We start from the raw sequence: 24,543 nt of genomic DNA, 5'->3' as shown, positions 1-24,543 counted from the left end.
GGCAGGTTCAGGGGTTGGGCCAGACACGCTCCACCGGCCACGGCAGGCTCAGCGGCAGCAGTTCGCCATGCGCCACGCTGACCTCGAGCAGCCGCTCGCGCGGCAGGCCGCGGGCGCGCGCCAGCAGCAGCCGCATGACGCCGGCGTGGCCGATCAGCAGCAGCCGTTGCCCGGCGTATTCGTGCTGCAGGCGCTGCACGGCGGCGAACACCCGGTGCTGGAACTGCGCCAGCGGCTCGCCCGCCGGCGGGGTGAACCTGAAGGGGTCGGCCCAGAAGCGTCCCAGCGCCTCGGCGTCGGTCTGCATCAGCTCGGCGGCACTGCGGCCTTCCCAGTCGCCGAAATGCAGCTCGCGCAGGTCCGGCTCCAGCCGCAATGGCAGGCCACGCTGCGCGGCGAGCTGGCCGGCAAACGCGGCGCAGCGTTGCAGCGGCGAGCTGACCAGGGCATCCCACGGGCCGGCGGCGTGCAGCGCGGCGTGCATCTGCTGCCAGCCGCGCACCGTCAGCGCGTCGTCCAAGCTGCCGCGAAAGCCGCCGCCGCGCTCGGTCTCGCCGTGGCGCAGCAGGTCGATGCGCAGGCTCACACCGCCCCTTGCGCCACCGCCGCCTCGGCGAAGGTGGCCATCTCGTTGTGCAGCGCACAGGCCTGCTGCAGCAGCGGCACCGCCAGCGCCGCGCCGCTGCCCTCGCCCAGACGCAGGCCGAGGTCCAGCAGCGGTTCGGCTTCGAGCGCCTGCAGCACCGCCAGATGGCCCGGCTCGGCGGAGCGATGGGCGAACAGCAGCCACGGCCGGCAGGTCGGGTTCAGCCGCACCGCGCACAGGGCCGCGGCGCTGCAGATGAAACCGTCCACCAGTACGGGGATGCCCTGCTGCGCGCAGCCCAGGTAGGCGCCGGCCAGCGCCGCGACTTCGAAACCGCCGAGCCGGCGCAGTGTTTCCAACGGTTCGACGCAATGCCCGGCGTGCAGTCGCAGCGCGGTCTGCACCGCCGCCAGCTTGCGCCGCACGCCGTCGCCATCCAGGCCGGTGCCCGGTCCGACCAGGGTCAGTGGCGAATGTGGCAGCAGCGCCGCGGCCAGCGCGCTGGCGCAGGTGGTGTTGCCGATGCCCATCTCGCCGCCGATGAACAGCTGCGCCGCGCTGGCTGCCGCGCGGCTCGCCGTGTCGCGGCCGGCGCCAAGCGCCTGCTGCAACTGCTGGTCGCTCATCGCCGCCTCGCGGGTGAAGTTGGCGGTGCCCGGTCCCAGACGCAGGTGACTGACGCCGGCCAGCTGCAGCGGCTCGACGGTGCCCAGGTCGATCACTTCCAGCACCGAACCCAGCCGCCGCGCCAGCACCGCCAGTGCCGCGCCGCCCCCGACGAAGTTGCGCAGCATCTGCCCGGTCACCGCCTGCGGAAAGGCCGAAACGCCCTCCTCGACCACGCCGTGGTCGCCGGCGAACACGCTGACGTGCACGCGTTCGACCTGCGGCCGCTCACACCCCTGCAGCGCCGCCAGCTGCACCGCCAGCTCCTCCAGCCGGCCGAGCGCGCCACGCGGTTTGGTCAGCTGATCCTGCCGCGCCAGCGCGCGCTCGCGCATCACCGCATCCAGCGGCTGGCATGCTCCCTTCCACCACTCATCCATCATCGCGCTCCTTTGAGAATCATCGGCAGGCCGGCGACCATGAAGGTCACCCGCTCCGCCCGTTCGGCCACGGCCTGGTGCAGCCAGCCGGCTTCGTCCACATACCGCCGGGTCAGCTCGCCCAGTGGCACCACGCCAAGCCCGGTTTCGTTGCTAACCAGGATGACCCGCCCCGGCAGTTCACCCAGGCATTCGAGGAAGGCATCGCGTTCCGCGGCGAGGCGCGCCGGGTCCTCCAGCATCAGCAGATTGGTCAGCCACAGGGTCAGGCAGTCGACCAGCAGGCAGCGCTGTGCGCCGGCCTGCTCGCGCAACACCCGGGCCAGCTGCAGCGGCTCCTCGACCAGCGCCCAGTGCGCCGGGCGGCGCTGACGGTGGTGGACGATGCGCGCGGCCATCTCGCCGTCCAGCGCCTGGCTGGTGGCGATGTAGGTCACCGCCAGATCGCTGTCGGCAGCCAGCCGCTCGGCCAGCCGGCTCTTGCCGGACCGCGCGCCACCGAGAATCAGTTCGAGCATGTCCGGCCTCCCAGCCCGCAAAGTTCGCGTAGCCGTGCGGTGTCCAGATGCGCCTCGACCAGATCGGCCAGGCGCTCGATCTCGCGCTCGCGCAGTGCGTGGTAATCCACCGTGTCCACCGTGCCCAGACCGGCCCAGCGCAGCAGCGCGGCGCAGGCGGCCGGCCCCTCGAACAGGCCATGCAGGTAGGTGCCGAGCACCTGCCCGTCGGCGCTGAGCGCACCATCGCGGCGGCCATCGTCCAGCTCGACCGCGGCGCGCTCGAGCGCTGGCCCCGTGCTGACGCCGGCATGAATCTCGTAGCCGCTGACAGCCTCGCCCTCCAGCGCCAGTCGGCCCTGCACGTTGCACAGCTGCTTTTCGGCAGCGAGCTCGGTGGTGAAATCGAGCAGGCCCAGCCCGGCGCTTTCGCCCGGCGCACCTTCCAGGCCGAGCGGATCGGCGATACGCCTGCCGAGCATCTGCAGCCCGCCGCAGATACCCAGCAGCCGGCCGCCGTAACGCAGGTGCCGGCGGATCGCCGTCCCCCAGCCATTGGCACGCAGAAACGCGAGGTCGGCGCGCACGCTTTTCGAGCCGGGCAGGATCAGCAGGTCCGCCGGCGGAATCGGCTGACCGGGACCGACGAACTGCAGATCGACCTGCGGGTGCAGGCGCAGCGGGTCGAAATCGGTATGGTTGCTGATGCGCGGCAGCACCGGCACCACCACCTTCAGCGTCGCCGCAGCCTTGCCGGCCTGGCGCGTATCGATGGCGTCCTCGGCCTCCAGATGGAAGTCGGTCAGGTACGGCAGCACGCCCAGCACCGGCTTGCCGGTGCGCTGCTCCAGCCAGTCGAGCCCCGGTTGCAGCAGGGCGATATCGCCGCGAAAACGGTTGATGACGAAGCCGCGCACCCGCGCCTGCTCGGAAGCCGACAGCAGCTCCAGGGTGCCGACCAGATGGGCGAACACCCCACCGCGGTCGATATCGGCGATGAGGATCACCGGGCAGTCCACCGCCTCGGCGAAGCCCATGTTGGCGATGTCGCCGGCGCGCAGGTTGATTTCCGCGGGCGAGCCGGCGCCCTCGACCATCACCACCCGGTAGGCCGCGGACAACCGCCGATGCGAGTCGAGCACCGCCTGCATGGCGACACGCTTGTAGTCGTGATAGGCGACGGCATCCATGCTGGCGAGCGCGCGGCCGTGGATGATCACCTGGGCGCCGATGTCGCTGTTGGGCTTGAGCAGTACCGGATTCATGTCGGTGTGCGGTGCCAGATTGGCGGCCTGAGCCTGCACGGCCTGGGCACGGCCGATCTCGCCGCCATCCGCAGTGACCGCGCTGTTGAGCGCCATGTTCTGCGGCTTGAACGGCGCCACCGCGACGCCCTGGCGGGCCAGCCAGCGGCACAGCGCGGTCACCAAAGTGCTCTTGCCGGCATCGGAGGTGGTGCCCTGCACCATCAGCGTGGTCATGGAGATAGCGTCCTCAAGGCGGTTTCGAGACGTTGCCAACCGGCTTCATCGGGCGGCAGGCCGAAGCGCAGGCTTTCGGGCTGCGCGAACAGGCGGACCAGAATGCCGCGGCGCGCCAGTTGCTCGTGCAGCCAGGCCGCCCGCGGGTCGACGCACCACTGGAACAGCGCGCAGCCGCCCAGCGGCGCCAGCGCGTGCTGGGCCAGCAGCCTGGCAAGCCGCTGGCCATCGGCCTGCAGGCGCTGACGCTGGCGTTGCTGGGCGTCGCCATCGGCGAGCAGCGCGGTGCCAAGCAGGCGTGTCGGGCCGCCGACCGACCAGGGTCCGAGCAGCTCGTCGAGGGCCGCGAGCACCGCGCGCTCGGCCAGCACGAAGCCCAGCCGCGCGCCGGCCAGGCCGAAGAACTTGCCGACCGAACGCAGCACGATCAGCCCGCTGCGCCCGGCGTATCCGGCCAGGCTGTGCTGCGGCGTGCAGTCCATGAACGCCTCGTCGACCACCAGCCAGCCGCCGCGCGCCGCCAGACTGGCGTGCCAGTGCAGCAGCTGCGCCGCGTCGAACAGCCGGCCACTGGGGTTGTTCGGATTGATCACCACCAGCACGTCGAGCTGCTCCAGCGCACGCGGCACGCCGGCTTCGCTCAGCTCCACCAGCGCATGGCCTTCGCGCTGCCAGGCGGCGGCGTGTTCGGCGTAACAGGGGGCAACGACACCGACCCGCGCCCGCCGCCGCAGACGCGGCAAGGTCTGGATCGCCGCCTGCGAACCGGCCACCGGCAGCAGCTCGGCGCTGCCGTAGTAGTCCCGCGCCACGGCTGGCAGGTCGTCGTCGGCTTCCGGCAGACGCGCCCAGGCGCTGACGGGAATGTCCGGCAGGGTCGGCGTGTAGGGCGCCACGCCGGTGGAAAGGTCCAGCCAGTCGGCGGGCGCGATGCCGTACTGGCGCGCCGCCGCGCGCAGGCGTCCGCCGTGCTCAAGCATGCAGCCAGGCTCCAAGCAGCAGCGCCAGCAGCCAGACGCCGACGCCGGCCCAGACCAGATCCAGCGCTCGCTCGATATCGCGCGCGCCCGGCGCCCTGCCCTGGCCCAGCACGGGGCGCTCGTGGCGCTCGCCGTGATAGAACGCCGGCCCGCCCAGCTCCACGCCCAGCGCACCGGCACCGGCGGCCATCACCGGCCCGGCGTTGGGGCTGTCCCACCGCGGCGCCTGGATGCGCCAGCAGTGCAGCGCGCGACGGGTCCGACCGAGCAGCGCATAGGTCAGCGCGGTGAGGCGCGCCGGCAGGTAGTTGAGGCCATCGTCGATCCGCGCCGCCGCCCAGCCGAAGCGCTCGAAGCGCGCGGTGCGATAGCCCCACATGGCATCCAGCGTGTTGCTCAGCCGATAGAGCACCACGCCCGGCGCGCCGGCGACGGCGAACCAGAACAGCGCGGCGAATACCGCATCGCTGCCGTTTTCCAGCACCGACTCGGTGGCGGCGCGGGACACACCGGGCACATCCAGCGCGCTGGTGTCACGGCTGACGATGTGCCCGACGCAGCGCCGCGCCTGCTCCAGATCGTTGCGCCACAGCGCACGTGCCACCGGCAGCGCATGGGCGCCGAGGCTGCGCAGACCGAGGGCGAGGTAGAGCAGGACGACCTCCACCAGCCAGCCTACGCCCGGCAACCGCGCGAGCAGCCAGGCCAGTGCCGTCAGCGGCAGCACCGCCAGGCACCAGGCGGTCACGCCGTGGCTGCGCCAGCCGCGTTCTTCGGGGCCATTGAAACGTCGCTCCAGCAGATCGGCCAGACGACCGAAAGCCACCAGCGGGTGCGCCCGCCTGGGCTCGCCGAGCAGCGCATCGAGCGCGACGCCGGCCAGGCAGCTCAGCGCCAGGCTCATGGCTGCTCACCCCAGCGGTCCTGATAGAGCAGCTCGGCCAGCGGTCGGCCCTGGGTCCAGCCCTCCAGCTCCAGCATCGGCGCCGGATAGAAAGCGTGCACCGGCCCGAGGCAGAGAATCGCCATCGGCTTGGCGCCGGCCGGCATGCCGAGCAGTTCGGCCAGCGCCTGCGGATCGAACAGCGAGACCCAGCCCAGACCCAGCCCTTCGGCGCGCGCGGCAAGCCAGAGATTCTGGATCGCGCAGGCCAGCGAGGCGAGGTCCATCTCCGGCAGGGTGCGCCGACCGAACACGTGCGCCTCGCGCCCGTCCATCAGCGCCGCGACCAGCAGCTCGGCGCAGTCATGGATGCCCTCGACCTTGAGCCGCAGGAACTCGGCGGAACGCTCGCCCAGCGCCTCGGCGGTGCACTGGCGCTCGGCCTCGACCAGCGCCGCGATGCGGGCGCGCAGCTCGGTCGAGGTGATGCGCACGAAGCGCCAGGGCTGCATGAGGCCGACGCTGGGCGCGCGGTGCGCGGCCTGCAGCAGCCTGGCCAGCAATTCAGGCGCCACCTCGCCGCCGCTGAAATGGCGCATGTCGCGGCGCTCGGCGATGGCCCGGTAGACGCCGGCGCGTTGTTCGTCGGTGAAGGCGTGTTCGTTCATGGTCGCAACAGGGCCGCGGCCGCCACGGGATCGGACGGCATATGGAAGTGGATGTAGGAGGCCGTCAGCCGCCCCTGCCGGTAGACGGCTTCGGCGGTTCGCCGGTAGTTCGGGCACTCGCCGCGGGCCAGCGGTTCGAGCGGCGACTCCAGCTCCGAATGATGGAAGGTGTGGCCGCGCAGACGGCCTTCCGGCAGGGCCACTTCCTGCAGCGCCAGGGCGGTCAGGCGCGGGCGCATCCGTGCCTCGCCCGGCAGCAGACCGAGCATGGGCTCACGCACGCCAGCGGTGTCGGTCAGCCCGTCGAGCAGGTAGAGCATGCCGCCGCACTCGGCAAGAATCGGCTTGCCGGCGGCGTGGTGCGCGCGGATCGCCTCGGCCATCGGCCGGTTGCGCGAGAGGCCACGCAGGTGCAGTTCCGGATAGCCGCCCGGCAGATAGAGGCTGTCGACGGCCGGCAGGCGGGTGAAGCGCAGCGGCGAGAAGAACAGCAGCTCGGCGCCCAGCGCACGCAACAGGTCGAGGTTGGCCTGGTAGAGAAAGGCGAAGGCGGCATCGCGCGCGACGCCGATGCGCACGCCGGCCAGCAGCGGCTCGACGGGCGCGACCTGCGGCGCGGCAAACGTCACTGCTGGCGGCAGTTCGGTATCCGCGCTCTGCGCCAGCGCCTCGGCGGCGGCGTCCAGGCGTGCATCCAGATCGGCCAGTTCCTCGGCCTGGACCAGTCCCAGATGGCGGCTCGGCAGCTCCACCTCGGTGCTGCGCGGCAGTGCGCCATACCAGCGCAGCGGCGCCGGCAGGCTGTCGCGCAGGATCTCGCCGTGCCGCGCACTGCCGACACGGTTGGCCAGCACGCCGGCGAACGGCAGGTCCGCCTGGAAGCTCGCCAGCCCGTGCGCCAGCGCGCCGAAGGTCTGCGCCATCGCCGAGCCGTCGATCACCGCCAGCACCGGCACGCCGAAGCGCCGCGCCAGATCGGCGGCCGAGGGGGCGCCGTCGAACAGCCCCATCACCCCTTCGATGAGGATCAGGTCGGCCTCGCCCGCCGCCTCCCACAGCAGGCGCCGCGACTGCTCCTCGCCGACCATCCACAGATCGAGCTGGTACACCGGCTGACCGCTGGCGCGCGCGAGGATCATCGGGTCGAGAAAATCCGGCCCGCACTTGAACACCCGCACGCGCCGCCCGGCCTGCGTGTGCAGGCGCGCCAGGGCGGCGGTGACGGTGGTCTTGCCCTGACCGGAGGCAGGCGCGGCGATCAGCAGCGCCGGACAATTTCTGCTATTCATCGCAGCCTCACGGGGCGGGTTGAGTCACGGTGGATGTAAAGAGCGACATCCACGCTACAGTTCCGAGGCCTGACGTAGGGTGGAGACGCTTCACCCATCCACCGAAAACGCGCCCCGTGAAGGTCTTGAGCGCCGGCATCAGAACTCCACGCCCTTCTGCGCCTTCACTCCAGCCTTGAACGCGTGCTTGACCAGGTTCATCTCGGTCACCGTGTCGGCGGCTTCGATCATCCCCGGCAGCGCGCCGCGACCGGTCACCACGACGTGCTGCAGCAGCGGCCGCGCGGCGATGTCGGCGAGCACGCGGTCCAGCTCCAGATAGCCGTACTTCAACGCGATGTTCAGCTCATCGAGCACCACCAGGCCGATGCGTTCGTCGTCGAGCAGCTCGCGGGCCACGGCCCAGGCTTGCTGCGCCTTGGCGATGTCGCGCTGGCGGTCCTGGGTTTCCCAGGTGAAGCCCTCGCCCATCACGTGGTAGCGCACCTCGTCGGGAAAGCGGCGGAAGAACGCCTCCTCGCCGGTGCTGGCCGCGCCCTTGATGAACTGCACGATGCCGACCTGCATGCCGTGGCCGAGCGCGCGGGCGACCATGCCGAAGGCCGAGCTGCTCTTGCCCTTGCCGTTGCCGCTGTGCACCAGCAGCAGGCCGTATTCGTCCTGCGCCTGGGCGATCTTCTCGTCCACCAGCGCCTTCTTGCGCTGCATGCGCGCGCGGTGCCGCTCGTCACGCGCGTCCATCAGTGCGCCTGCCGCAGGCGGTTCAGGCGCAGAGCCGAGACGATGCCGACGTGCAGCACCAGCGCGGTGCCGACGTAGAACGCCAGGTTGCCCAGATGCCGCGGCACGTACTCGGCGATGCGCGGCAGGAAGCCGGCCAGCGTCGGCTCGGGGTAACGTCCGGAGAAGAAGTAAAAACCGCCGCCGGAGAGCAGGTAGGCAACGAAGGCCGCCACCATCAGCGTCGGCACCAGCAGCGCGAGGCTGCGCAGGTCGCCGCGCTGCCAGCCGGCGAACAGCCGCCCGGCCAGCCACAGGCTGCCGTAGGCCGGCACCAGCGCCCAGTAGGCGGGCGACAGGCACCAGTCGCTGATGGTGCCGCTGGCCAGGGAGGCGAAGTCCAGCACGGAGGCTTCGGCGAACAACAGCGCGAACATCGCGCGCGGGCGCAGGTAGAAGCCGGCGAGGAAGAAGATCGACCAGCTGGCGCTGGGCAGGTTCTCGACGCTGGCGAAGTGCTGGCCGCGGGTCATGGCCAGCAGCAGGATCAGCGCGACGCCGATTGCCAGTTGAGCGCGGGTGGAAAGGACGTGCATGCGGTGCTCCTCGGGTGGGGGGTTCAGATCGCCTGGTAGCGGACGGTGAAGTACACCGCGCGGCCGGGCTGTTCGTAGGTCTGGGTGGTTTCGTAGTCGCGGTCGAACAGGTTCGCCAGCTTGAACTGCAGGCGCCAGGCGTCGTCGACGCGGTATTCGCTGCGCAGGTCCACCAGCGCGTAGCCGGGCATGCGCGTGTCGTCGGCGTTGCTGGCCTTGTCGAAGCGCTCGCTGGACGCATACAGCGAGGCGCCCAGGCCGATGGCGCCGAACTGGCGATCGACATCGAGGTTGAACTGGCGCTTGGCGCGGCGCTGCAGCAGGTGACCATGGTTGGCCTTGCTGCGGTCCTGCGGGTCCATGACGGTCAGGTTGGCGGCCACCTCCCAGCCAGCCAGCACCGTGGCGACGCTGGTCTCGATGCCGCGGATGCGCGCCACGTCGACGTTCTCCGGGCGCATGGGACTGGTGCCGGCCCAGACAATCAGGTCCTCGATCTGGTTTTCGTAGGCGTTGACGCTCCACTCGCCCCAGCCGTGGTTGCCGCGGATGCCCAGCTCGTAGCTTTGCGACTCCTCCGGCTTGACGTCCGGGTTGCCGGTGGTAAAGGCGCTGGCCGGGTAGTACAGATCGTTGAAAGTCGGCGCGCGGTAGGCGGTGCCGTAGGCAGCGGTGAGCGTCAGCGCCTCGCTCAGCTCGAAGCTGTAGCCGAGGCTGCCGGTATCGTGGGAGCCGAAGAACTCGTCCTTGTCGCGGCGCAGGCCGGCCTGCACGCCGTGCCGGCCGAAGGCAGCCTGATACTGGACGAAGTAGCCGCGGTTGTAGCGGCTGTCCTCGGCGTAGGCGTCGCTGCTGTCGATGCGGTCCTGCTGGTAGTCCATGCCGAGGCTCAGCACCTGCGCCTCGCCGACATGGAAATCGTTTTGCCAGCTCAGGCTGTCGCGGCGGGTATCGAAGCGCGAGTAGAAGGCGCCATCCTGGAAGTTGTCGCTCAGGTCCTCGCTGTGCCCGGCCTGCAGGGTGACGTCCCAGAAGGTCAGCGGCGAAAAGCGCGCGCGGCCGCTGAGTGCCTGCAGGGAGCCGTCGCTGTAGGCATCGCGGCCGCTGGTGCCGCGCGTCGAGCGGGTGTCGAAGTCGCTGTGGTTCTCACTCTGCAGCCAGCTGCCGTCGAGCTCCAGGCCGTTGGCGAAGCGATAGCCAGCGCGCAGCTGCGCGGACAGCTCGCGGTAGCCGTCGGCGTCCGGCTCGTAGGCGTCGGGTGCGCTGGCGCGCCAGGCACGGGCGTTGATGCCATCGGTGGACTCGCTGGCCACGCCGAGGTTGAACCAGCCGTTGCCCTGACCGCCAGACAGCCCGGCCGAGCCGCTGTAACTCGAACGCGAACCGGCGCCCGCCGAGAAGTACGGTTTGACGCCGGCGTCGCCGCCGCGGCGGGTGAAAATCTGGATCACCCCGCCCATCGCCTCCGAGCCGTACAGGCTGGAGCGCGGCCCGCGGACGATCTCGATGCGCTCGATCTGCTCGACCGGGATGCTCTGCAGCGCGGCGCTGCCGGACGTTGCCGAGCCGACACGGATACCGTCGATCAGCACCAGCACGTGCTTGTCGCTGGTGCCACGAATCGACACCGAGGTGCTCTTGCCGCGTCCACCATTGCTGGTGACGCTGACGCCGGCCAGGCGCTGCAGCAGCTCCGGCACGCTGCCGGCCTGCTGGCGCTCGATCTGCTCGCGGGTGATGACGCTGCTGGCCGCGATAGCCACCGGCGAGGCACCGGTCCGGCTGGCAGTAATCACCTGCTCGCCGAGCAACAAGGCGCCCTCGTGGGCCAGAGCAACGGAAGGCACGCCCAGCAGGACGGCCGCCAGGGAAAGGGAGTTGCGCATTGGATCAGGGTTCTCCGTCGTGCCCACCCGCACGACCAAAAGTCGCTGGAGACAGACGGCAGAACCCGCAGGAAGGAGGCACCCGAAGGTACGCACCCGCTCAGCGCCCGCCGCACTGTCAGTGAAATGCGACAGGCCGGTCTCCGGGCTTGCGAGCGGATGCCTGGCATCCCGAAACCGCGCCTTCCCGTGCGTGAGCACAGTGGCCGTTGCGGTTTCTCGACTCGCCTACCGTTGCGGGGGCAGCGCCGGAATCGTCATTGCGACTGGACCGGCTTCCCTGTTTCACCTCCTGACCAAGTCAGGGGGCACCTGAAGCGACGCGCAGGTTAGTCCAAGGCCGGAAGGGACGCAATCGCGAACATGTCGCAGTCAGCAGCAAACTCTGCTTGCAGATTGGACGCATCGGCCTGGAACGGCGGACGGCGAACGGCTTCGAATGCCACAATGCCCTCCATTCGCCAGGACCGACGACAGCGCCCCATGACCAGCATCGTGCAGATCTCCGACACCCACTTCGGCACCGAACAGCCCGCGGTGGTCGAGGCCCTCGAACAGCATGTACGCGAGCATCGCGCCGATCTACTGGTGTTTTCCGGCGACATCACCCAGCGCGCACGCCGCGCCCAGTTCGCCGCGGCGCAGGCCATGGTGCGGCGGCTGGAGGCCGACGGCGTGGGCCGCAGCCTGGTGATCCCGGGCAATCACGACATCCCGCTGTACAACCTCGCGGCGCGCCTGTTCAGTCCCTACGGCAATTACCGTCGCTACTTCGGCGAGCAGTTGGAACCGGTGCTCGAGGACGAGCGGATGCTGGTGATCGGGCTGAACACCACTCATCCGCGGCGGCACAAGGACGGTCGCGTCACCCCGCATCAGGTGGAAGCGGTGGCGCGACGGCTGGCCGCCAGCGACCCGGCCAAGCTGCGCATCGTGGTGGCGCATCAGCCGTTCGGCGCGATGGTGGAGAGCGATCTGCGCAACCTGCAGCACGGCGCCGCACCCGCGCTGCAATGCTGGGCGGAGCACGGACTGGATCTGGTGATGGGCGGGCACATCCACCTGCCCTACGTGCTACCGCTGTCGCGGCAGTATCCGGGCCTGACCCGGGAAATCTGGATGGTGCAGGCCGGCACCACACTGTCGACACGCCTGCGCGGCACCTCGCCGAATTCGCTGAACCGGCTGAAGCTGCAGACCGGAGCCGAGAAAGGGGTCTGCGTCGAACGCTGGGATTTCTCCGACGGGCGCTTCATACCCGCTTCGCACTTCACCCTGGGCTGGTAAGCCGCGTCACGGATTGCGCGCCAGTCGCTCCTCCTCGAGGACGCGCTTGGCACCGAGATAGGTCTTGGCCCAGTAGCGGTTGCCCAGGCTATCGAGGCGGACCGTGCCGCCGGACGACGGGGCATGGACGAAGCGCCCTTCGCCGACGTAGATACCGGCATGGCTGACGCGGCGCCCGCCATCGGTGGCGAAGAACAGCAGATCGCCGGCCTGCAGCGCGTCACGACCGACATTGGCCGAGCGCATGCGGCTCATTTCCACGGTGGTTCGCGGCAGCGCCACGCCCGCCGCGCCACGGTAGACGTAGCCGATCAGGCCGCTGCAATCGAAGCCGCTATCGGGTGTATTGCCGCCGTAGCGATAAGGCGTACCGACCAGCCCGAGCGCGCTGAACAGCACATCCTCGGCCACCGGCGAGGCGGCTTGCACGGACGGCGCGGTGATTTCAGGAGTGGGCGCACGACCGGCGCAGGCAGTCAGCAGCGCGGTCAGGACAAGCAGCGAGAGGCGAGCCGGAAAGGGCATGGCAGAGCGATCCTGGCGGTCGAAGTGTCACTCTGCCGGCACGCGGGGCGTTGCGCAACCCCGCGGCGAGATCGGTCGATCAGTTATGTGCGGTGGTATGTTCCATCGGCGCGAGCGCCAATACCCGCTTGGCCTCCATGTAGCTGGCCCGCCAGTACTTGTCGTCCAGGCTGTCGACCCGCACGCCGCCGCTGCGGCTGCTGGAGGAATGGATGAAGCGGTCGTCGCCGATGTAGATGCCGGCGTGGGTGACACGACCGCGACCACGGTTGTTGAAGAACACCACGTCGCCCGGCTCCAGCTCGCTACGCTTGACCACCGGCGCGTCGAGGTTGATCAGCTCGCGGGTCGAACGCGGCAGCTCGAGCCCGGCTTCCTTGCGGAACAGAAAACCGACGAAGCCACTGCAATCGAAGCCGGTCTTCACCGAGTTACCGCCGTAACGATACGGCGTGCCAACCAGGGTGAAACCGCGTTCGAGGATGCTGTCGGCCAGTTGCGGCAGCTGGTAGGCGGTGTCGTCGGAGAATTCCTGCTCGCCCGGTTCGACGGTGTCGAAGTCGATGGCAGCCTGATCGAAAACCTGGCCGCTCGGGGCAGAAGTGTAGGCGGTGTCCGGCTGGGTCTGCTGACCGGCGCAGGCCGTCAGCAGGGCGATGAGTGCGAGAGGCACGAGGGGTGCGAAGCGTTTGCGCATGGGCACGACCGTGTCGGGGAAATTGAAAGTGCCGGCGACTATGCCTTCAATCGCCTCGATGCGCAAATTCAATTGCCCGAAATGTGACGAATCCGCTGCGGCAAAACGTCTGACCGCCCCTCGCCAAAAAGCCGGCCGTCAGCCGCTGGAAAACGCATCGTTTTCCGCCGTGGCACGCGCCGCGAATGCCTGGCAGCGGCGCTTGCACGCCCGTATCCGAGGTTCAGCCCAGAGCGGGCGCAAGCAGAATGGAATACCCCAGCGCCAGCAACGGCCAGCCAACCAGCGGCCCCAGCAGCCAGCGCCACAGCCACAAGCGCGGCACGAAACCGACCCCATGCACAAAACCGGCGCTGACGCCCCACATCACCAGCATCAGCTGCGGATGGCTATAACCGCCCTGCCCGCCCAGCATCGCGGCCGGATGAATCAACAGCACCAGCGCCAGCGGCGCGGCCAGCAGCAACGACAGCGTGCGACTGGCCGTCCCGTAGAGCCGTCCAGCACCTATGTTGGTCACGGCTCGGCGTCCAGGTCCTGCGTGGCTTCGAGCCAGAGCGCATTGATGATGCCGAAGCTGCACGCCAGCAACACACCGAGAATCCAGGTGAAGTACCACATCGTCATTTCTCCCAGGCGAAGCGGGCGCGACGGCCCGCTCGCGCGTTTTCTATACAGGCCGTGAGGGTTCGCTTCGATCGTCTTCTGATTGATCCGGCCCCACATGCGGATGTAGCTCCACAGCGTGTAGCAAAGGATCAGCGGCACGAAGATGCAGGCCACGACAAACATGATGCCCAGCGTCTTGCGGCTCGACACCGCATCCCACATGGTCAGGCTCGATGCCGGGTCCAGGCTCGACGGAAAGACGAAGGGGAACAGCGCGAAGCCCGCCGTGCAGATAGCCCCGACGATCATCAGGCTGGTGCCGAGGAAGCTCAGCCCGCCACTGTTGCGGCTCGCACCGAACAGCGCCAGCAGCGCCCCGAGGATGCCGGCCAGCGGCGCGATCAGCGTGATCGGATAGCGACCGTAGTTGCCCAGCCAGCCGGCATTGTCCTGCGCCACCTGCTTGTGCAGCAGCGGATTGAGCGCAGCACCGGGATCGGTGATCGACACCTGGGTGAAGCCCTGGATGCCCAGCGCCAGCCAAACCCCGGCGGCGACGAAGCCAAGCAGGAACACCAGCGCGCACAGGCGCGTCGCCTGGCGCGAACGCTCGCCCAGCGCGCCATCGGTGCGCAGCATCAGCCAGGCCCCGCCATGCGCGCAGAGCATGCTCAGACTGACGATACCGCACAGCAGCGCGAAGGGGTTGAGCAGCGTGAAGAACGAGCCGTGGTAGCTGGAGCGCATCAGCTCGTCGAGCTGGAACGGCAGGCCGAGGAACAGGTTGCCGAACGCCACACCGAACACCAGCGCCGGCACCGCGCCGCCGACGAACAGCGCCCAGTCCCAGGCACTGCGCCAGCGTGGATCTTCGACCTTGCTGCGGTAGTCGAAGCCCACCGGCCGGCAGAACAGCGCGAACAGCACCAGCAGCATCGCCCAGTACAGCCCGGAGAACGCCACCGCATAGACCATCGGCCAGGCGGCGAACAGCGCACCGCCGGCGGTGATGAACCACACCTGGTTGCCATCCCAGTGCGGCGCGATGGTGTTGATCGCCGCGCGCCGCTCGTGGTCGGTCTTGCCGACGAAGGGCATCAGCGCCATGGCGCCCATATCGAAGCCATCGGTGAGAGCGAAGCCGATCAGCAGCACGCCGATCAGCACCCACCAGACCAGCTTGAGTACTTCGTAATCGAACATGGTGGTTTCCCTCAGGCGTGCGACGGGACGTGAGCCGCTGCGGCCGCGCCCTGCTCGAAGTGATAACGGCCGGTGTGCAGGCTGCTCGGGCCGAGCCGCGCGAAGCGGATCATCAGGAACATCTCCACCACCAGCAGCAGGCTGTAGAACGCCACCAGCGCGATCAGCGAACCCCAGATATCCCCCGCCGCCAGCGTCGAGGTGGACAGGTGGGTCGGCAACACCTCGGCGATCGACCAGGGCTGACGGCCATGCTCGGCGACGTACCAGCCGGTCTGCGCCGCGACCCACGGCAGCGGCAGGCTGAACAGCGCGAATTTCAGCAACCACGGCTTGCGCTCGGCGTTGCGCTTGATCGAGGCCCAGCTTGCCAGGGCGAACAGCACAAGCATGAGGAAGCCCGAGGCGACCATCACGCGGAACGTCCAGAACAGGCTGAACACATCGGGAATGGTGTCCAGTGCGGCCAGCCTGATCTGCTCGTCGCTGGCATCCACCACGTCGGGCGTGTACTTCTTCAGCAGCAGGCCGTAGCCCAGATCGTCCTTCACCTCGTTGAAGGCGGCCTTGGCCTGCTCCGAGGTGTCGCCGCCGCGCAGCACCTGCAGCCGCGCGTAGGCGAGCATGCCGTTACGGATGCGTAGTTCATGCTCGGCGATCAGGTCCTTGATGCCCTTGACCTCCTCGTCCACCGAGCGGGTGGCGATCAGCCCCAGCACGTAGGGAATCTTCACCGCGTAGTCGGTGCGCTGTGCCTCCTGATCCGGCAGGCCGAAGAGGGTGAAGCCCGCCGGCGCCGGATGGGTTTCCCATTCGGCCTCGATGGCCGCGAGCTTGGTCTTCTGCACATCGCCGATCTCGTAGCCGGATTCATCGCCGAGGATGATCACCGAGATCGTCGACGCCAGGCCGAATACCGCGGCGATGGCGAACGAGCGGCGGGCGAAGCCGAGGTCACGCTTCTTCAGCAGATAGAAGGAGGAGATCGCCAGCACGAAGATCGCCCCGGTGACATAGCCGGCCGACACGGTATGGACGAACTTGACCTGCGCCACCGGGTTGAACAGCAGCGCGCCGAAGTCCACCAACTCCATGCGCATGGTCTCGAAATTGAACTCCGAGCCGACCGGGTTCTGCATCCAGCCGTTGGCGATCAGAATCCACAGCGCCGAGAGGTTCGAGCCCAGCGCCACCAGCCAGGTCACGGCGAGGTGCTGCACCTTGGTGAGCCGATCCCAGCCGAAGAAGAACAGGCCAATGAAGGTCGATTCGAGGAAGAACGCCATCAGCCCTTCGATGGCCAGCGGCGCGCCGAAGATGTCACCGACGTAATGGCTGTAGTAGGCCCAGTTGGTGCCGAACTGAAACTCCATGGTCAGTCCGGTGGTGACGCCCAGAGCGAAGTTGATGCCGAACAGCTTGCCCCAGAACTTCACCATGTCCTGATAGACCTGCTTGCCGGTCATCACATAGACCGACTCCATGATGGCCAGCAGGAACGCCAGCCCCAGGGTCAGCGGCACGAAGAGAAAGTGATACATCGCCGTCATGGCGAATTGCAGGCGTGACAGATCTACAACGTTTTCCGAGATCATCTCGGCCCTCCCTCGGGATTGGCATCCCGCTTATCAAGCAAATGCTCGGCGACCCGCGCCGAACCGTTCTCGGGAATGCTGGGAGCATCGAACCAGATGTTTTTTATGCTTATGAGGATCGCGATCTTGACCAGCAGCACCAGCACGATGTCTCGCCGTAGCGATGACTTGAACATGCATTCCTCCCTGCTTATGCGCCGACTGTCTCGATGACGGCGGGCAGCGGCATAGCCGCAAACCCTGCACCATGCGAGACGGAAGCAGTGTCCCGCTCCACCGGAGCGCTCACAACTGCGACGGCTTGCCTCAGGCTCCGGGCGTTGCGGCGCCCTGGTGCTTGCCGTCTCGCTTGTTCAGCGTAGCCCCTGGCGTGCAACGCGCAGCGCTGTTGGCAAGCTCGGCGGGCGAGGATTCCCCGACGAGCCTCGGATTCAGCGCCGCACGGACGGCCAGCGCGGCAGACTGTCGCGCTCACGGCACCCGCAACCAGCGGCGAAAACCGTTGCCGGCGGTGCTCGAAAGCGGGCTCCAGGCGAAATCCCAGGGCGGCGGCGGCAGCTCTTCCAGCTCGGCCGGAAGAATGCGGGCGCTGCGTTGCACGCGGGGCTTCCAGTCGAACACCCTGTCGGCGCTGCCCTGCCAGCCCAGCACGATGCCCAGCGCGGCGCTGTCATCGGTCCCGGCCCAGCGCGCCGCCGCGGCCAGCATCATCGCCTCGATATCCTCGGCGTCGATCCGCTCGCGGTAACGCGAGGTCAGCAGCCAGCGGCAGGCGCTCAGATGGAAGGTCCAGTCGAGCGCGAGCTGGCACCGATAGGCCCAGGTCATGAAGTCGCGAAAGAGTGTCAGGCCGTCCGGTGGGTCGAGCTTGAGCAGCCGCGGGCAGACATCGAACAGGGCGTGCCAGTACGGCAGCAGCTTGGCGTCCAGGTGCACGAAGTTACGGGCATTGCTGGGATAGTCCGGGAACGGCAGCCAGGGGCTGGCGCGATTCTCGGTGCGGGTGAAGCGTTCCATCACGGTCATGCTGAATGGTCCTGAGCTGAGGTGCCGCCAGCTCGCGCCGGCAGAGGCCCACCCCGTAGCGCACAGAAGGCTGCGGCCGGGCGGTTCAGTGGTCAGTCAGGACGATTCAGGGCGCGCGAGGGTTGAGCGTGGGCCAGTGATGCCGCGGTCCGAGACGCTCGGCGCGCCGCAGCGGAATGCTGAGCGGCGTGCGCCGACCGGGCCAGATCAGTCCGAACAGCGCAACAAGCGCGACGAACAATGAGCTGCACAGCGGGCAATCGAACGGCAGTGTCAGGGCGGCGACGGGATCGCCGCCAAGGTCGCCCGGCGCGAAGTCGCCATCGTCGCTGAGGCAGAACAGCCCCTGCCCCATCGCCAGTTCGAAGCCGACGTGCGAGGCATGCTGCAGGCTGCAGGCGAAGCCGTTGAACAGCAGGCTGACCAGCAGCAGGCAGCCGATCAGCTGGCGGTAATTCTTGACGATGGTCATGTTTCGACTTTAGCACCACCGCCCGCCGGCCCGGCTGCGCCAAACCGTCGCAACCGCCTCAGTGGTTGACGGTGTACGCCAGCATCGCCGAGAGATGACACAGCGGCCGACCGCTTTCGGCCTGCCACTGATTGAAAGCGGCCTGCATCGCGGCTTGGTCGCGCTGGCTGGTGGGTGCCTTGTCGATGATGCCCTGCGCCTTGAGCGCGGCCACCACATCGGTACTCGGCACGAAGGTGTCCTTGCCGGCCATGCGCAACAGACGCGGCGCGGAGACCCCACCGAGCTGGCTGCCGTGCCGCGCCAGGTAGCGCCACAGACCGACGATGTCGCTGCCCGGCCAGTCGGCGAGCAGGTTGCCGAAACTGCCCTTCTCCTTCGCCACGTCGAGGACGAACTGGGCATTGCGCGGCACGCTCTTGAGCTTGCCCAGATGACGAATCAGCTGGGTGTTCTGCATCAACCGCTCGATGTGCTCGCCGCCCATCAGCACCACCTTGTGCGGATCGAAGCCGAAGAACGCCTGCTCGAAAGCGGGCCACTTCGCATCCACCAGGCTGTGCTTGAGCCCGGCGCGGAAGATGCGCAGGGCGATCAGCGACAGATAGCGGTCGTCGGCTACCGCGCGCAACGCCTCGGCACTGCTCGGTTGCGGCAGACGCGCTTCCAGCGCCGCCGCCGAGCCGAAGCGGTTGAGGCAGTATTCGTGCAGCCATTTGTAGTCATGCATGGATGGGCCTTTCGGTTGGGCAAGCGACGGCAAAGGGTGCCGAGGATAGTGAGCGGCTGCAACTGGAGCATCCAGCCGCCGGGCGAACCAGGCGCGCCGAAATTGCCCGCCGACAAAGCATCCGCTGCGCCGTAGGGTGGAAAACTCGCGAAGGGATTTTCCACCGTGAGCGCCCGCCAGACCTCAGTCGCGCAGCCGCCCGGCGGCCTCGCGCAACAGTTGTGCGGTTCCGCTCCAGCCCAGGCAGCCATCGGTGATCGAGACGCCGTAGCGCAGCTCGCCGGAAAGCGGCTGGCAGCCGTCGAACAGATGGCTCTCCAGCATCACCCCACGCAGGCTGGTGTCGCCGGCCAGGCGCTGGCTCAGCACGCTGTCGAGCACCGCCGGCTGGCGCAGCGGGTCCTTGCCGCTGTTGGCATGGCTGCAATCGACCATGATGCGCGGCGCGATGCCCTGCTTTTCCAGTGCGCGGCGAGCGGCGCCGACACTGCCCGCGTCGTAGTTGGGCGCAGCGTGGCCGCCGCGCAGCACCAGATGGGTGTCCGGATTGCCGCGCGTCTGCAGCAACGCCGGATGGCCGAGATCGTCGATGCCGAAGTGCTGATGCGGATGTTCCGCTGAACGCATGGCGTCACAGGCGATGCCCAGGCTGCCTTCGGTGCCGTTCTTGAAGCCCACCGGCAGATCCAGACCACTGACCAGTTCGCGGTGAATCTGCGACTCGCTGGTGCGCGCACCGATGGCGGCCCAGCCCAGCAGATCGTCGAAGTAGCCGGCGGCCAGCGGTTGCAGCAATTCGCTGGCGATCGGCAGGCCGCAGGCCAGGATGTCCAGCATCAACCGACGCGACAGCCGCAGGCCTTCGGCCATGTCGCCGCTACCGTCCAGATGCGGATCGTAGACCAGCCCTTTCCAGCCGACCGTGGTGCGCGGCTTTTCCACGTAGGTGCGCATCACCAGCAGCAACTGGTCGTCGAGCTCGCGCGCCAGCTCGGCCAGGCGTTCGGCGTATTCCAGCGCCGCGGCCGGATCGTGCAGTGAGCAGGGGCCGACCACCACCAGCAGGCGCGGGTCATGGCCATCGAGGACGGCGCGGATGGCGTTGCGATCGGTCTGGATACGGGCGGCGAGCGTGTCGCTCAGCGGCAAGCGCTGGCGCAGTACGGCCGGGCTGGGCAACGGCTGGGCGCTGCGGCGGGGAGGGAGTGGGTCGGCCGCGCAGTCGCCAAGGGCGAGTGGGAGGGCGGCGTTCTGGGCAGTGGCGGATGCATTCATGATCGGGCGATTCCTTCTGCCGGCGCGGCAAGGCCGCGACGGCGCTAGTCGTGTGTTCGTTCGAGTGGTGTCAGGCAGGCGTCGAAGCGGCTAAATCGCCAGTCGTAGCGGTAATAACGATCGGTGCGGTAGTAAGTGGTCATGCTGCATTCCTCGTGACGTTGGGCCGTTGGCGGCCGAAAAAACAAAACCCCCGGTCGGGTGGCCGACCGGGGGTTCGAAAACTGTCTGGTGGCGACCCTGCTTGCTAGGGCGCCTGTGGGGTATCAGGCGCGCCCGTGGCTAAACCAGTACCCAAAGTAATAACCGGCAGCGACGACCAGCCGCGCACGCAGCACCGCGACGCGAGCGGCGGCGGTATGAGCGAGGGCAGAACGGTCGAGGCTGAGCGGCATGCTTATCTCCAGAAGTGTCCGAACCATACTCCAGCGTCACGGCAGGTTTCAACCTGCGTGTTCCGGTAGGCGAAACCGCGCGTGATCGGTATCTTCGCCACCTCCGTCACGCCAGGAACGCCCGTCACATGCTCCGTCCCGCCCTGCTCTGCGCCTTCGCCCTGTATGCCGGCTGCGTTTCGGCGCAGGTGGAGGTCATGCCCGTGGAGCATCAGACCCAGGGCAAGGTTCTCGTCGCGCGCGTCACCGAGCAGGTCGCTCCCGGCGACTATCAGGCGCTGCTGCGCGGCATCGCCGCGCATCCCGGCAAGTACGCGCGCAAGCTGCTGATCCTCGACAACATCGGCGGCAGCACGCCCGAGGCGATGCGCATGGGCTACCTGCTGCGCGAAACCGGCTTCGACGCGCTGGTGCCGCCCGATGCGATCTGCCAGGGCAGTTGCATCTACCTGCTGGCCGCGGGCCAGCAGCGCACCGTGCGTGGCCACGTCGCGCTGCAGCGGCCCTATCTACCCAGCGGCGAATCGGCGCTGGCGGTCGGCCAGCTGCCGCGCCGCACGCCGCAGAACTACCTGCGCGACATGGGCGTCGACCCGCTGCTGGCGCTCGACATACAACTGCTCAACCCCGGGCAGCTACGCATGCTCAAACCACACGATCTGGCGCGCTACCGCCTCAAGTGATCCGTCGTCTCCAGCCGAAAACCCCGCCAGGCTGCCGCTGCGCAGGGCCAGCGTTCGACCGGTGATCGGAGCCGGCGGCAATCGCCGCAGGTCCGTCTAGGCTTTTTCCAGTCCCACGAACGAGCCCGCGCGAACCGGCTCCTCCGAACGATTGCGCCAAGGAGCGTGACATGAAACTTTCCACCTACCTCACCTTCGACGGTCAGGCCCGCGAAGCCTTCACTTTCTACCAGCAGGTGCTGGGCGGCACGCTGGAGATGATGACCTTCGCCCAGGCACCCGAAGCCGAGCACTTTCCCGCCGAGCATCGCGAACGGATCATGCACGTCTGTCTGACGCTCGATGACTACCGGCTGATGGCGTCCGACACCATGCCCGGCATGGACTGCGGCAGCGGCACGTACGAGGGCATCAAGGGCTGCTCGATCAGCCTGCATCCCGACAGCGTGGCCGAGGGCGAGCGCCTGTTCGCTGGGCTGTCTGCCGGCGGCCAGGTCGTCATGCCGATGGAAAAGACCTTCTGGGCCGAACGCTTCGGCATGTTCACCGATCGCTTCGGCGTGTCCTGGATGGTCAACTGCGAACACCCCTGAGGCCGACATGCCGGTGAGACTTGCGTCACCGGCGCAGGCGCATAGACTGCGCGTCGCGATGGCCCCTGTCCGTCGCCGGCCTCCGGCCGCCCCGTGAATCGAGGAGCGCACGCGCTGTGGATCTGGTCTTTCTCGGCACCTCCTCCGGCACGCCCACCCGGGCGCGCAACGTCACCGGCCTGGCCCTGCAGGAGGACGCCGGCAAGGCCTGGTACCTGATCGACTGCGGCGAAGGCACGCAGCACCGCCTGCTGCGCATGCCGCTGTCGCTGCACGACCTGCGCGCGATCTTCATCACCCATGTCCATGGCGACCATTGCTACGGCCTGCCCGGCCTGCTCGCCAGCGCCGGCATGATGGGCCGCCGGCACCCGCTGGAGATCATCGCCCCGGAAGGCATCGCCGACTGGCTGCAGGCGACGCTGCGCATGAGCCACGCCTGGCTGGGCTACGAGCTGACCTTCCATGCGGTCGAAAACCTCGGCGAGTGGCGCAGCCTGAACATGCGCGTCGCGGCAACCGCGCTGTCCCATCGCGTGCCCTGCTACGGCTACAGCTTCACCGAGGCGCGCCCGGACCCGCGCTTGAACATCGAGCGGCTGGAGCGCGACGGCGTTCCGCGCGGCCCGCTCTGGGGGCAGCTGGCACGCGGCTTCGACCTCGAACATGAAGGTCGAACGCTGCGCAGTGAGGACTACCTGAGCTTCACCCGCGCGCCGCGGCGCGTCGTCATTGGCGGCGACAACGACCGTCCGCCGCTGCTTGCCGAGGCCTGCCGCGGCGCTCAGGTGCTGGTGCACGAAGCGACGTATAGCCAGACGCTGGTCGAAACCAGCGGCAATACCTTCGGCCACAGCAGCGCCGCTCAGGTAGCGGCCTTCGCGCAGCAGGCCGAGGTGCCGAACCTGGTGCTGACGCACTTCAGCGCGCGCTACCAGCCCGGCTCGCAGCGCGGGCACTCCATCGAGGAGATCCGCCAGGAAGCGGCCGCCGCGTATCACGGCCAGCTGTTTCTGGCGCGGGACTTCCTGCGGCTGCGCCTGGGCAAGGATGGCGTTCTGCACGAGCTGGAGCCGACCTGAGCGGCGCCCATCCGGCGGCTCGTTCATCGGGTTGTTCGCCGCCGTCGGGCTCTGCGATCGATGCGGGGCTAGGCTGTGGCGACGCATCGATAACGCCTTCCCGGAGAACCGACATGAGCAAGAACCGGATTTGCCTGTGGTACGACGGCAGCGCGCTGGAGGCTGCGACCTTCTATGCCAGGACGTTTCCCGACAGCGCTGTCGGCACCGTCTATCGCGCGCCGGCGGACTATCCGGCGGGCAAACAGGGCGATGTGCTGACGGTCGAGTTCACCGTGATGGGCATTCCCTGCCTGGGGCTGAACGGCGGGCCGGCGTTCCCGCACAGCGAGGCGTTCTCGTTCCAGGTGGCCACCGACGACCAGGCGGAAACGGACCGTCTGTGGCACGCCATCGTCGACAATGACGGTCAGGAAAGCGCATGCGGCTGGTGCAAGGACCGCTGGGGACTGTCGTGGCAGATCACGCCGCGCGCACTGACGGCCGCCATCGCCCATCCGGATGGTGCCGCCGCTCGGCGCGCGTTCGAGGCGATGATGGAGATGAGGAAGATCGACATCGCCGCCATCGAGGCCGCGCTGGCCGGTTGACCGACGCGGCCACCCCGCTATTCCTCGCGCCAGCTGCCGTCACGATCGCGTGCGTAGCGATGCGCGAGCGGGAACGCCGGCAGCCAGGCTTCGCGGCGCAGCGTCCAGCTTTCGTAGGTGGGCCTCAGCTGATCGGGCGCATCGAGTGCGCCAAGGCTCACTTCGATCTCGTCGGCGCTACGGGCGAACACCGACGAGCCGCAGCGCGGGCAGAAATGCCGACCAGCGTACTCATGCGTCTCGCCCGTGATGCTCACCGCCGCCTGCGGAAAGATCGCCGCGGCGTAGAACAGCGCGCCGTGGTGCTTGCGGCAATCGAGGCAATGGCACAGGCCGACCCGATAGGGCCGCCCAGAGGCCACGATGCGCACGCTGCCGCACAGGCAGCCGCCGGTGAACTGATCCATGCCGCGCTCCTGCAGTCGCGTGAGTCAGCCGTAAACGCTAGCACTCGCCGGGCGGATTGCACCCGAGCCGGCCATCGCGAACCGTGCGGTGCTGGCAACGGACGGGTTTCGCCGGTTAAATCGGCTTTTCCACCCTTTGCCAGGAGCATCCATGAGCAACGCACGCCAGGCCCAGCATCCCATCGCCTCGCCCTTCACCGCGCGCTGGTCGCCGCGCGCCTTCGACGGCCAGCCCTTGAGCGAAGCGCAGATGCGCTCGCTGTTCGAGGCGGCCCGGTGGGCGCCCTCGGCCTACAACTTCCAGCCGTGGCGTTTCTGCTACGCGCTCGCCGGCACGCCGCGCTTCGAGGAATTCGTCGCCCTGCTGGTGCCGGCCAATCAGGCCTGGGCGCGGCATGCCGGTGCACTGGTGGCGGTGCTGTCGCAAAGCACCCGCACGGATGCCGAAGGCGCGCAACAGCCCTTCCCCAGCCATGCCTTCGATACCGGCGCAGCCTGGATGAGCCTCGCCATGCAAGCCTACGACATGGGGCTGGCCACTCACGCGATGGGCGGTTTCGATGCCGAGCGCGCGCGGCGCTATCTCCAGCTGCCGGCGAATGTGGCGATCCACGCCTTCGTCGCCATCGGCCAGCGCGGCGACGCCAGCGCCCTGCCCGAAGCGCTGCAGGCCCGCGAGCAGGCCAGCGACCGCAATTCGCAGGCGGGCTGGGTGTTCGAGGGGCCGATGGCCTGAGCGGAA

General features: G+C 68.5%; 29 protein-coding genes and 1 riboswitch. Of the genes, 6 read left to right on the top strand and 23 right to left on the bottom strand.

Annotated features, from left to right (window positions below):
• Window positions 1-7: 7 nt before the first annotated feature.
• From cobC to btuB, 11 genes are all read right to left on the bottom strand, one after another.
• Entirely contained in the window at window positions 8-586 is a 579-nt protein-coding gene (gene cobC / locus AC0ZJQ_RS05930; protein ID WP_476477492.1) for an alpha-ribazole phosphatase family protein, read from the bottom strand.
• Complete coding sequence (gene cobT, locus AC0ZJQ_RS05925) at window positions 583-1,635, bottom strand: nicotinate-nucleotide--dimethylbenzimidazole phosphoribosyltransferase (protein ID WP_476477491.1); 1,053 nt, start codon at window positions 1,633-1,635, stop codon at window positions 583-585. The genes cobC and cobT overlap by 4 nt, the downstream gene beginning before the upstream one ends.
• Window positions 1,632-2,150 (bottom strand): bifunctional adenosylcobinamide kinase/adenosylcobinamide-phosphate guanylyltransferase, encoded by a 519-nt coding sequence (gene cobU, locus AC0ZJQ_RS05920; RefSeq protein ID WP_476477490.1) that lies wholly within the window; start codon window positions 2,148-2,150, stop codon window positions 1,632-1,634. The genes cobT and cobU overlap by 4 nt, the downstream gene beginning before the upstream one ends.
• Complete coding sequence (locus AC0ZJQ_RS05915; protein WP_476477489.1) at window positions 2,138-3,610, bottom strand: cobyric acid synthase; 1,473 nt, start codon at window positions 3,608-3,610, stop codon at window positions 2,138-2,140. The genes cobU and AC0ZJQ_RS05915 overlap by 13 nt, the downstream gene beginning before the upstream one ends.
• A complete protein-coding gene (gene cobD, locus AC0ZJQ_RS05910; RefSeq protein ID WP_476477488.1) occupies window positions 3,607-4,590 on the bottom strand; it encodes a threonine-phosphate decarboxylase CobD in 984 nt (327 codons plus the stop codon). The genes AC0ZJQ_RS05915 and cobD overlap by 4 nt, the downstream gene beginning before the upstream one ends.
• Window positions 4,583-5,494 (bottom strand): adenosylcobinamide-phosphate synthase CbiB, encoded by a 912-nt coding sequence (gene cbiB, locus AC0ZJQ_RS05905; protein ID WP_476477487.1) that lies wholly within the window; start codon window positions 5,492-5,494, stop codon window positions 4,583-4,585. The genes cobD and cbiB overlap by 8 nt, the downstream gene beginning before the upstream one ends.
• Window positions 5,491-6,141 carry a 5,6-dimethylbenzimidazole synthase gene (gene bluB / locus AC0ZJQ_RS05900; RefSeq protein ID WP_458989400.1) on the bottom strand — a complete coding sequence of 217 codons (651 nt, stop codon included), beginning with the start codon at window positions 6,139-6,141 and terminating at the stop codon, window positions 5,491-5,493. The genes cbiB and bluB overlap by 4 nt, the downstream gene beginning before the upstream one ends.
• Window positions 6,138-7,430 (bottom strand): cobyrinate a,c-diamide synthase, encoded by a 1,293-nt coding sequence (locus AC0ZJQ_RS05895; RefSeq protein WP_476477486.1) that lies wholly within the window; start codon window positions 7,428-7,430, stop codon window positions 6,138-6,140. The genes bluB and AC0ZJQ_RS05895 overlap by 4 nt, the downstream gene beginning before the upstream one ends.
• Before the next feature lie 138 nt (window positions 7,431-7,568).
• Window positions 7,569-8,171 (bottom strand): cob(I)yrinic acid a,c-diamide adenosyltransferase, encoded by a 603-nt coding sequence (gene cobO, locus AC0ZJQ_RS05890; protein WP_102827361.1) that lies wholly within the window; start codon window positions 8,169-8,171, stop codon window positions 7,569-7,571.
• Window positions 8,171-8,746: a hypothetical protein gene (locus tag AC0ZJQ_RS05885; RefSeq protein WP_155552103.1), complete on the bottom strand. Its 576-nt coding sequence runs from the start codon at window positions 8,744-8,746 to the stop codon at window positions 8,171-8,173. Before AC0ZJQ_RS05885 ends, cobO begins: the two co-directional genes overlap by 1 nt.
• Window positions 8,747-8,769: 23 nt before the next feature.
• Window positions 8,770-10,632, bottom strand: a complete 1,863-nt coding sequence (btuB, locus tag AC0ZJQ_RS05880) for a TonB-dependent vitamin B12 receptor (protein ID WP_102827363.1) — start codon at window positions 10,630-10,632, stop codon at window positions 8,770-8,772.
• Window positions 10,633-10,749: 117 nt separating this feature from the next.
• A riboswitch (cobalamin riboswitch) is annotated at window positions 10,750-10,963 on the bottom strand.
• Between the two features lie 152 nt (window positions 10,964-11,115).
• On the opposite strand from btuB, the gene AC0ZJQ_RS05875 reads away from it, so the two are divergent.
• Window positions 11,116-11,919 carry a metallophosphoesterase family protein gene (locus AC0ZJQ_RS05875; protein ID WP_301620067.1) on the top strand — a complete coding sequence of 268 codons (804 nt, stop codon included), beginning with the start codon at window positions 11,116-11,118 and terminating at the stop codon, window positions 11,917-11,919.
• Between the two features lie 6 nt (window positions 11,920-11,925).
• On the opposite strand, the gene AC0ZJQ_RS05870 is transcribed toward AC0ZJQ_RS05875, so the two are convergent.
• The 11 genes from AC0ZJQ_RS05870 to AC0ZJQ_RS05820 all read right to left on the bottom strand — a co-directional run bounded on the left by AC0ZJQ_RS05870 (window position 11,926) and on the right by AC0ZJQ_RS05820 (window position 20,446).
• Complete coding sequence (locus tag AC0ZJQ_RS05870; RefSeq protein ID WP_301620066.1) at window positions 11,926-12,444, bottom strand: C40 family peptidase; 519 nt, start codon at window positions 12,442-12,444, stop codon at window positions 11,926-11,928.
• A 79-nt stretch (window positions 12,445-12,523) separates the two neighbouring features.
• The gene (locus AC0ZJQ_RS05865) at window positions 12,524-13,141 is read right to left on the bottom strand and encodes a C40 family peptidase (protein WP_476477485.1); all 618 of its coding nucleotides are present in this window, start codon (window positions 13,139-13,141) and stop codon (window positions 12,524-12,526) included.
• 223 nt (window positions 13,142-13,364) lie between these two features.
• Entirely contained in the window at window positions 13,365-13,661 is a 297-nt protein-coding gene (locus AC0ZJQ_RS05860; RefSeq protein ID WP_476477484.1) for a cyd operon YbgE family protein, read from the bottom strand.
• Window positions 13,658-14,953, bottom strand: coding sequence for a cytochrome d ubiquinol oxidase subunit II (cydB, locus tag AC0ZJQ_RS05855; protein WP_476477483.1), 1,296 nt, complete (start codon window positions 14,951-14,953; stop codon window positions 13,658-13,660). Before cydB ends, AC0ZJQ_RS05860 begins: the two co-directional genes overlap by 4 nt.
• 11 nt (window positions 14,954-14,964) lie before the next feature.
• Window positions 14,965-16,548: a cytochrome ubiquinol oxidase subunit I gene (locus tag AC0ZJQ_RS05850; protein WP_476477482.1), complete on the bottom strand. Its 1,584-nt coding sequence runs from the start codon at window positions 16,546-16,548 to the stop codon at window positions 14,965-14,967.
• Window positions 16,545-16,724, bottom strand: coding sequence for a cytochrome oxidase putative small subunit CydP (cydP, locus tag AC0ZJQ_RS05845; protein ID WP_003286939.1), 180 nt, complete (start codon window positions 16,722-16,724; stop codon window positions 16,545-16,547). The genes AC0ZJQ_RS05850 and cydP overlap by 4 nt, the downstream gene beginning before the upstream one ends.
• A gap of 295 nt (window positions 16,725-17,019) precedes the next feature.
• Window positions 17,020-17,574, bottom strand: coding sequence for a putative natural product biosynthesis protein (locus AC0ZJQ_RS05840; RefSeq protein WP_102827368.1), 555 nt, complete (start codon window positions 17,572-17,574; stop codon window positions 17,020-17,022).
• Window positions 17,575-17,680: 106 nt separating this feature from the next.
• Window positions 17,681-18,046, bottom strand: a complete 366-nt coding sequence (locus tag AC0ZJQ_RS05835) for a DUF2946 domain-containing protein (RefSeq protein WP_102827369.1) — start codon at window positions 18,044-18,046, stop codon at window positions 17,681-17,683.
• Window positions 18,047-18,104: 58 nt separating this feature from the next.
• On the bottom strand, window positions 18,105-18,776 hold the full coding sequence (locus tag AC0ZJQ_RS05830; protein WP_102827370.1) for a DNA-3-methyladenine glycosylase I: 672 nt from the start codon (window positions 18,774-18,776) through the stop codon (window positions 18,105-18,107).
• Window positions 18,777-18,959: 183 nt separating this feature from the next.
• Window positions 18,960-20,051, bottom strand: coding sequence for a 3-deoxy-7-phosphoheptulonate synthase (locus AC0ZJQ_RS05825; RefSeq protein WP_237264652.1), 1,092 nt, complete (start codon window positions 20,049-20,051; stop codon window positions 18,960-18,962).
• 266 nt (window positions 20,052-20,317) lie between these two features.
• Complete coding sequence (locus AC0ZJQ_RS05820) at window positions 20,318-20,446, bottom strand: hypothetical protein (RefSeq protein WP_256055287.1); 129 nt, start codon at window positions 20,444-20,446, stop codon at window positions 20,318-20,320.
• Between the two features lie 128 nt (window positions 20,447-20,574).
• Between AC0ZJQ_RS05820 and AC0ZJQ_RS05815 the strand changes: the two genes are divergently transcribed.
• From AC0ZJQ_RS05815 to AC0ZJQ_RS05800, 4 genes are all read left to right on the top strand, one after another.
• Complete coding sequence (locus tag AC0ZJQ_RS05815; protein WP_476477481.1) at window positions 20,575-21,129, top strand: COG3904 family protein; 555 nt, start codon at window positions 20,575-20,577, stop codon at window positions 21,127-21,129.
• A 170-nt stretch (window positions 21,130-21,299) separates the two neighbouring features.
• Window positions 21,300-21,722 carry a VOC family protein gene (locus AC0ZJQ_RS05810; RefSeq protein WP_003286946.1) on the top strand — a complete coding sequence of 141 codons (423 nt, stop codon included), beginning with the start codon at window positions 21,300-21,302 and terminating at the stop codon, window positions 21,720-21,722.
• A gap of 116 nt (window positions 21,723-21,838) precedes the next feature.
• Window positions 21,839-22,804, top strand: a complete 966-nt coding sequence (locus AC0ZJQ_RS05805) for a ribonuclease Z (RefSeq protein ID WP_476477480.1) — start codon at window positions 21,839-21,841, stop codon at window positions 22,802-22,804.
• Between the two features lie 113 nt (window positions 22,805-22,917).
• Entirely contained in the window at window positions 22,918-23,394 is a 477-nt protein-coding gene (locus tag AC0ZJQ_RS05800; RefSeq protein ID WP_476477479.1) for a VOC family protein, read from the top strand.
• Window positions 23,395-23,411: 17 nt separating this feature from the next.
• Here the strand turns inward: AC0ZJQ_RS05800 and AC0ZJQ_RS05795 are convergent, their stop codons facing one another.
• Entirely contained in the window at window positions 23,412-23,801 is a 390-nt protein-coding gene (locus AC0ZJQ_RS05795; protein WP_476477478.1) for a GFA family protein, read from the bottom strand.
• Between the two features lie 151 nt (window positions 23,802-23,952).
• Here AC0ZJQ_RS05795 and AC0ZJQ_RS05790 point away from each other — a divergent pair, with 151 nt between their 5' ends.
• A complete protein-coding gene (locus AC0ZJQ_RS05790; protein ID WP_476477477.1) occupies window positions 23,953-24,537 on the top strand; it encodes a nitroreductase family protein in 585 nt (194 codons plus the stop codon).
• The last annotated feature ends 6 nt before the right edge of the window (window positions 24,538-24,543 follow it).

This window comes from Stutzerimonas sp. 21-1, from assembly GCF_056336065.1.
Note: the sequence above shows the minus strand (reverse complement) of the source record. Positions and strands in the feature narration are given on the sequence as shown.

Coding starts and splice junctions, on each gene's coding strand:
- cobT (WP_476477491.1), bottom strand. CDS start 1,635: ATGATGGATGAGTGGTGGAAGGGAGCATGCCAGCCGCTGGATGCGGTG.
- cobU (WP_476477490.1), bottom strand. CDS start 2,150: ATGCTCGAACTGATTCTCGGTGGCGCGCGGTCCGGCAAGAGCCGGCTG.
- AC0ZJQ_RS05915 (WP_476477489.1), bottom strand. CDS start 3,610: ATGACCACGCTGATGGTGCAGGGCACCACCTCCGATGCCGGCAAGAGC.
- cobD (WP_476477488.1), bottom strand. CDS start 4,590: ATGCTTGAGCACGGCGGACGCCTGCGCGCGGCGGCGCGCCAGTACGGC.
- cbiB (WP_476477487.1), bottom strand. CDS start 5,494: ATGAGCCTGGCGCTGAGCTGCCTGGCCGGCGTCGCGCTCGATGCGCTG.
- bluB (WP_458989400.1), bottom strand. CDS start 6,141: ATGAACGAACACGCCTTCACCGACGAACAACGCGCCGGCGTCTACCGG.
- AC0ZJQ_RS05895 (WP_476477486.1), bottom strand. CDS start 7,430: ATGAATAGCAGAAATTGTCCGGCGCTGCTGATCGCCGCGCCTGCCTCC.
- cobO (WP_102827361.1), bottom strand. CDS start 8,171: ATGGACGCGCGTGACGAGCGGCACCGCGCGCGCATGCAGCGCAAGAAG.
- AC0ZJQ_RS05885 (WP_155552103.1), bottom strand. CDS start 8,746: ATGCACGTCCTTTCCACCCGCGCTCAACTGGCAATCGGCGTCGCGCTG.
- btuB (WP_102827363.1), bottom strand. CDS start 10,632: ATGCGCAACTCCCTTTCCCTGGCGGCCGTCCTGCTGGGCGTGCCTTCC.
- AC0ZJQ_RS05875 (WP_301620067.1), top strand. CDS start 11,116: ATGACCAGCATCGTGCAGATCTCCGACACCCACTTCGGCACCGAACAG.
- AC0ZJQ_RS05870 (WP_301620066.1), bottom strand. CDS start 12,444: ATGCCCTTTCCGGCTCGCCTCTCGCTGCTTGTCCTGACCGCGCTGCTG.
- AC0ZJQ_RS05865 (WP_476477485.1), bottom strand. CDS start 13,141: ATGCGCAAACGCTTCGCACCCCTCGTGCCTCTCGCACTCATCGCCCTG.
- cydB (WP_476477483.1), bottom strand. CDS start 14,953: ATGTTCGATTACGAAGTACTCAAGCTGGTCTGGTGGGTGCTGATCGGC.
- AC0ZJQ_RS05850 (WP_476477482.1), bottom strand. CDS start 16,548: ATGATCTCGGAAAACGTTGTAGATCTGTCACGCCTGCAATTCGCCATG.
- cydP (WP_003286939.1), bottom strand. CDS start 16,724: ATGTTCAAGTCATCGCTACGGCGAGACATCGTGCTGGTGCTGCTGGTC.
- AC0ZJQ_RS05840 (WP_102827368.1), bottom strand. CDS start 17,574: ATGACCGTGATGGAACGCTTCACCCGCACCGAGAATCGCGCCAGCCCC.
- AC0ZJQ_RS05835 (WP_102827369.1), bottom strand. CDS start 18,046: ATGACCATCGTCAAGAATTACCGCCAGCTGATCGGCTGCCTGCTGCTG.
- AC0ZJQ_RS05830 (WP_102827370.1), bottom strand. CDS start 18,776: ATGCATGACTACAAATGGCTGCACGAATACTGCCTCAACCGCTTCGGC.
- AC0ZJQ_RS05825 (WP_237264652.1), bottom strand. CDS start 20,051: ATGAATGCATCCGCCACTGCCCAGAACGCCGCCCTCCCACTCGCCCTT.
- AC0ZJQ_RS05820 (WP_256055287.1), bottom strand. CDS start 20,446: ATGCCGCTCAGCCTCGACCGTTCTGCCCTCGCTCATACCGCCGCCGCT.
- AC0ZJQ_RS05815 (WP_476477481.1), top strand. CDS start 20,575: ATGCTCCGTCCCGCCCTGCTCTGCGCCTTCGCCCTGTATGCCGGCTGC.
- AC0ZJQ_RS05810 (WP_003286946.1), top strand. CDS start 21,300: ATGAAACTTTCCACCTACCTCACCTTCGACGGTCAGGCCCGCGAAGCC.
- AC0ZJQ_RS05800 (WP_476477479.1), top strand. CDS start 22,918: ATGAGCAAGAACCGGATTTGCCTGTGGTACGACGGCAGCGCGCTGGAG.
- AC0ZJQ_RS05795 (WP_476477478.1), bottom strand. CDS start 23,801: ATGGATCAGTTCACCGGCGGCTGCCTGTGCGGCAGCGTGCGCATCGTG.
- AC0ZJQ_RS05790 (WP_476477477.1), top strand. CDS start 23,953: ATGAGCAACGCACGCCAGGCCCAGCATCCCATCGCCTCGCCCTTCACC.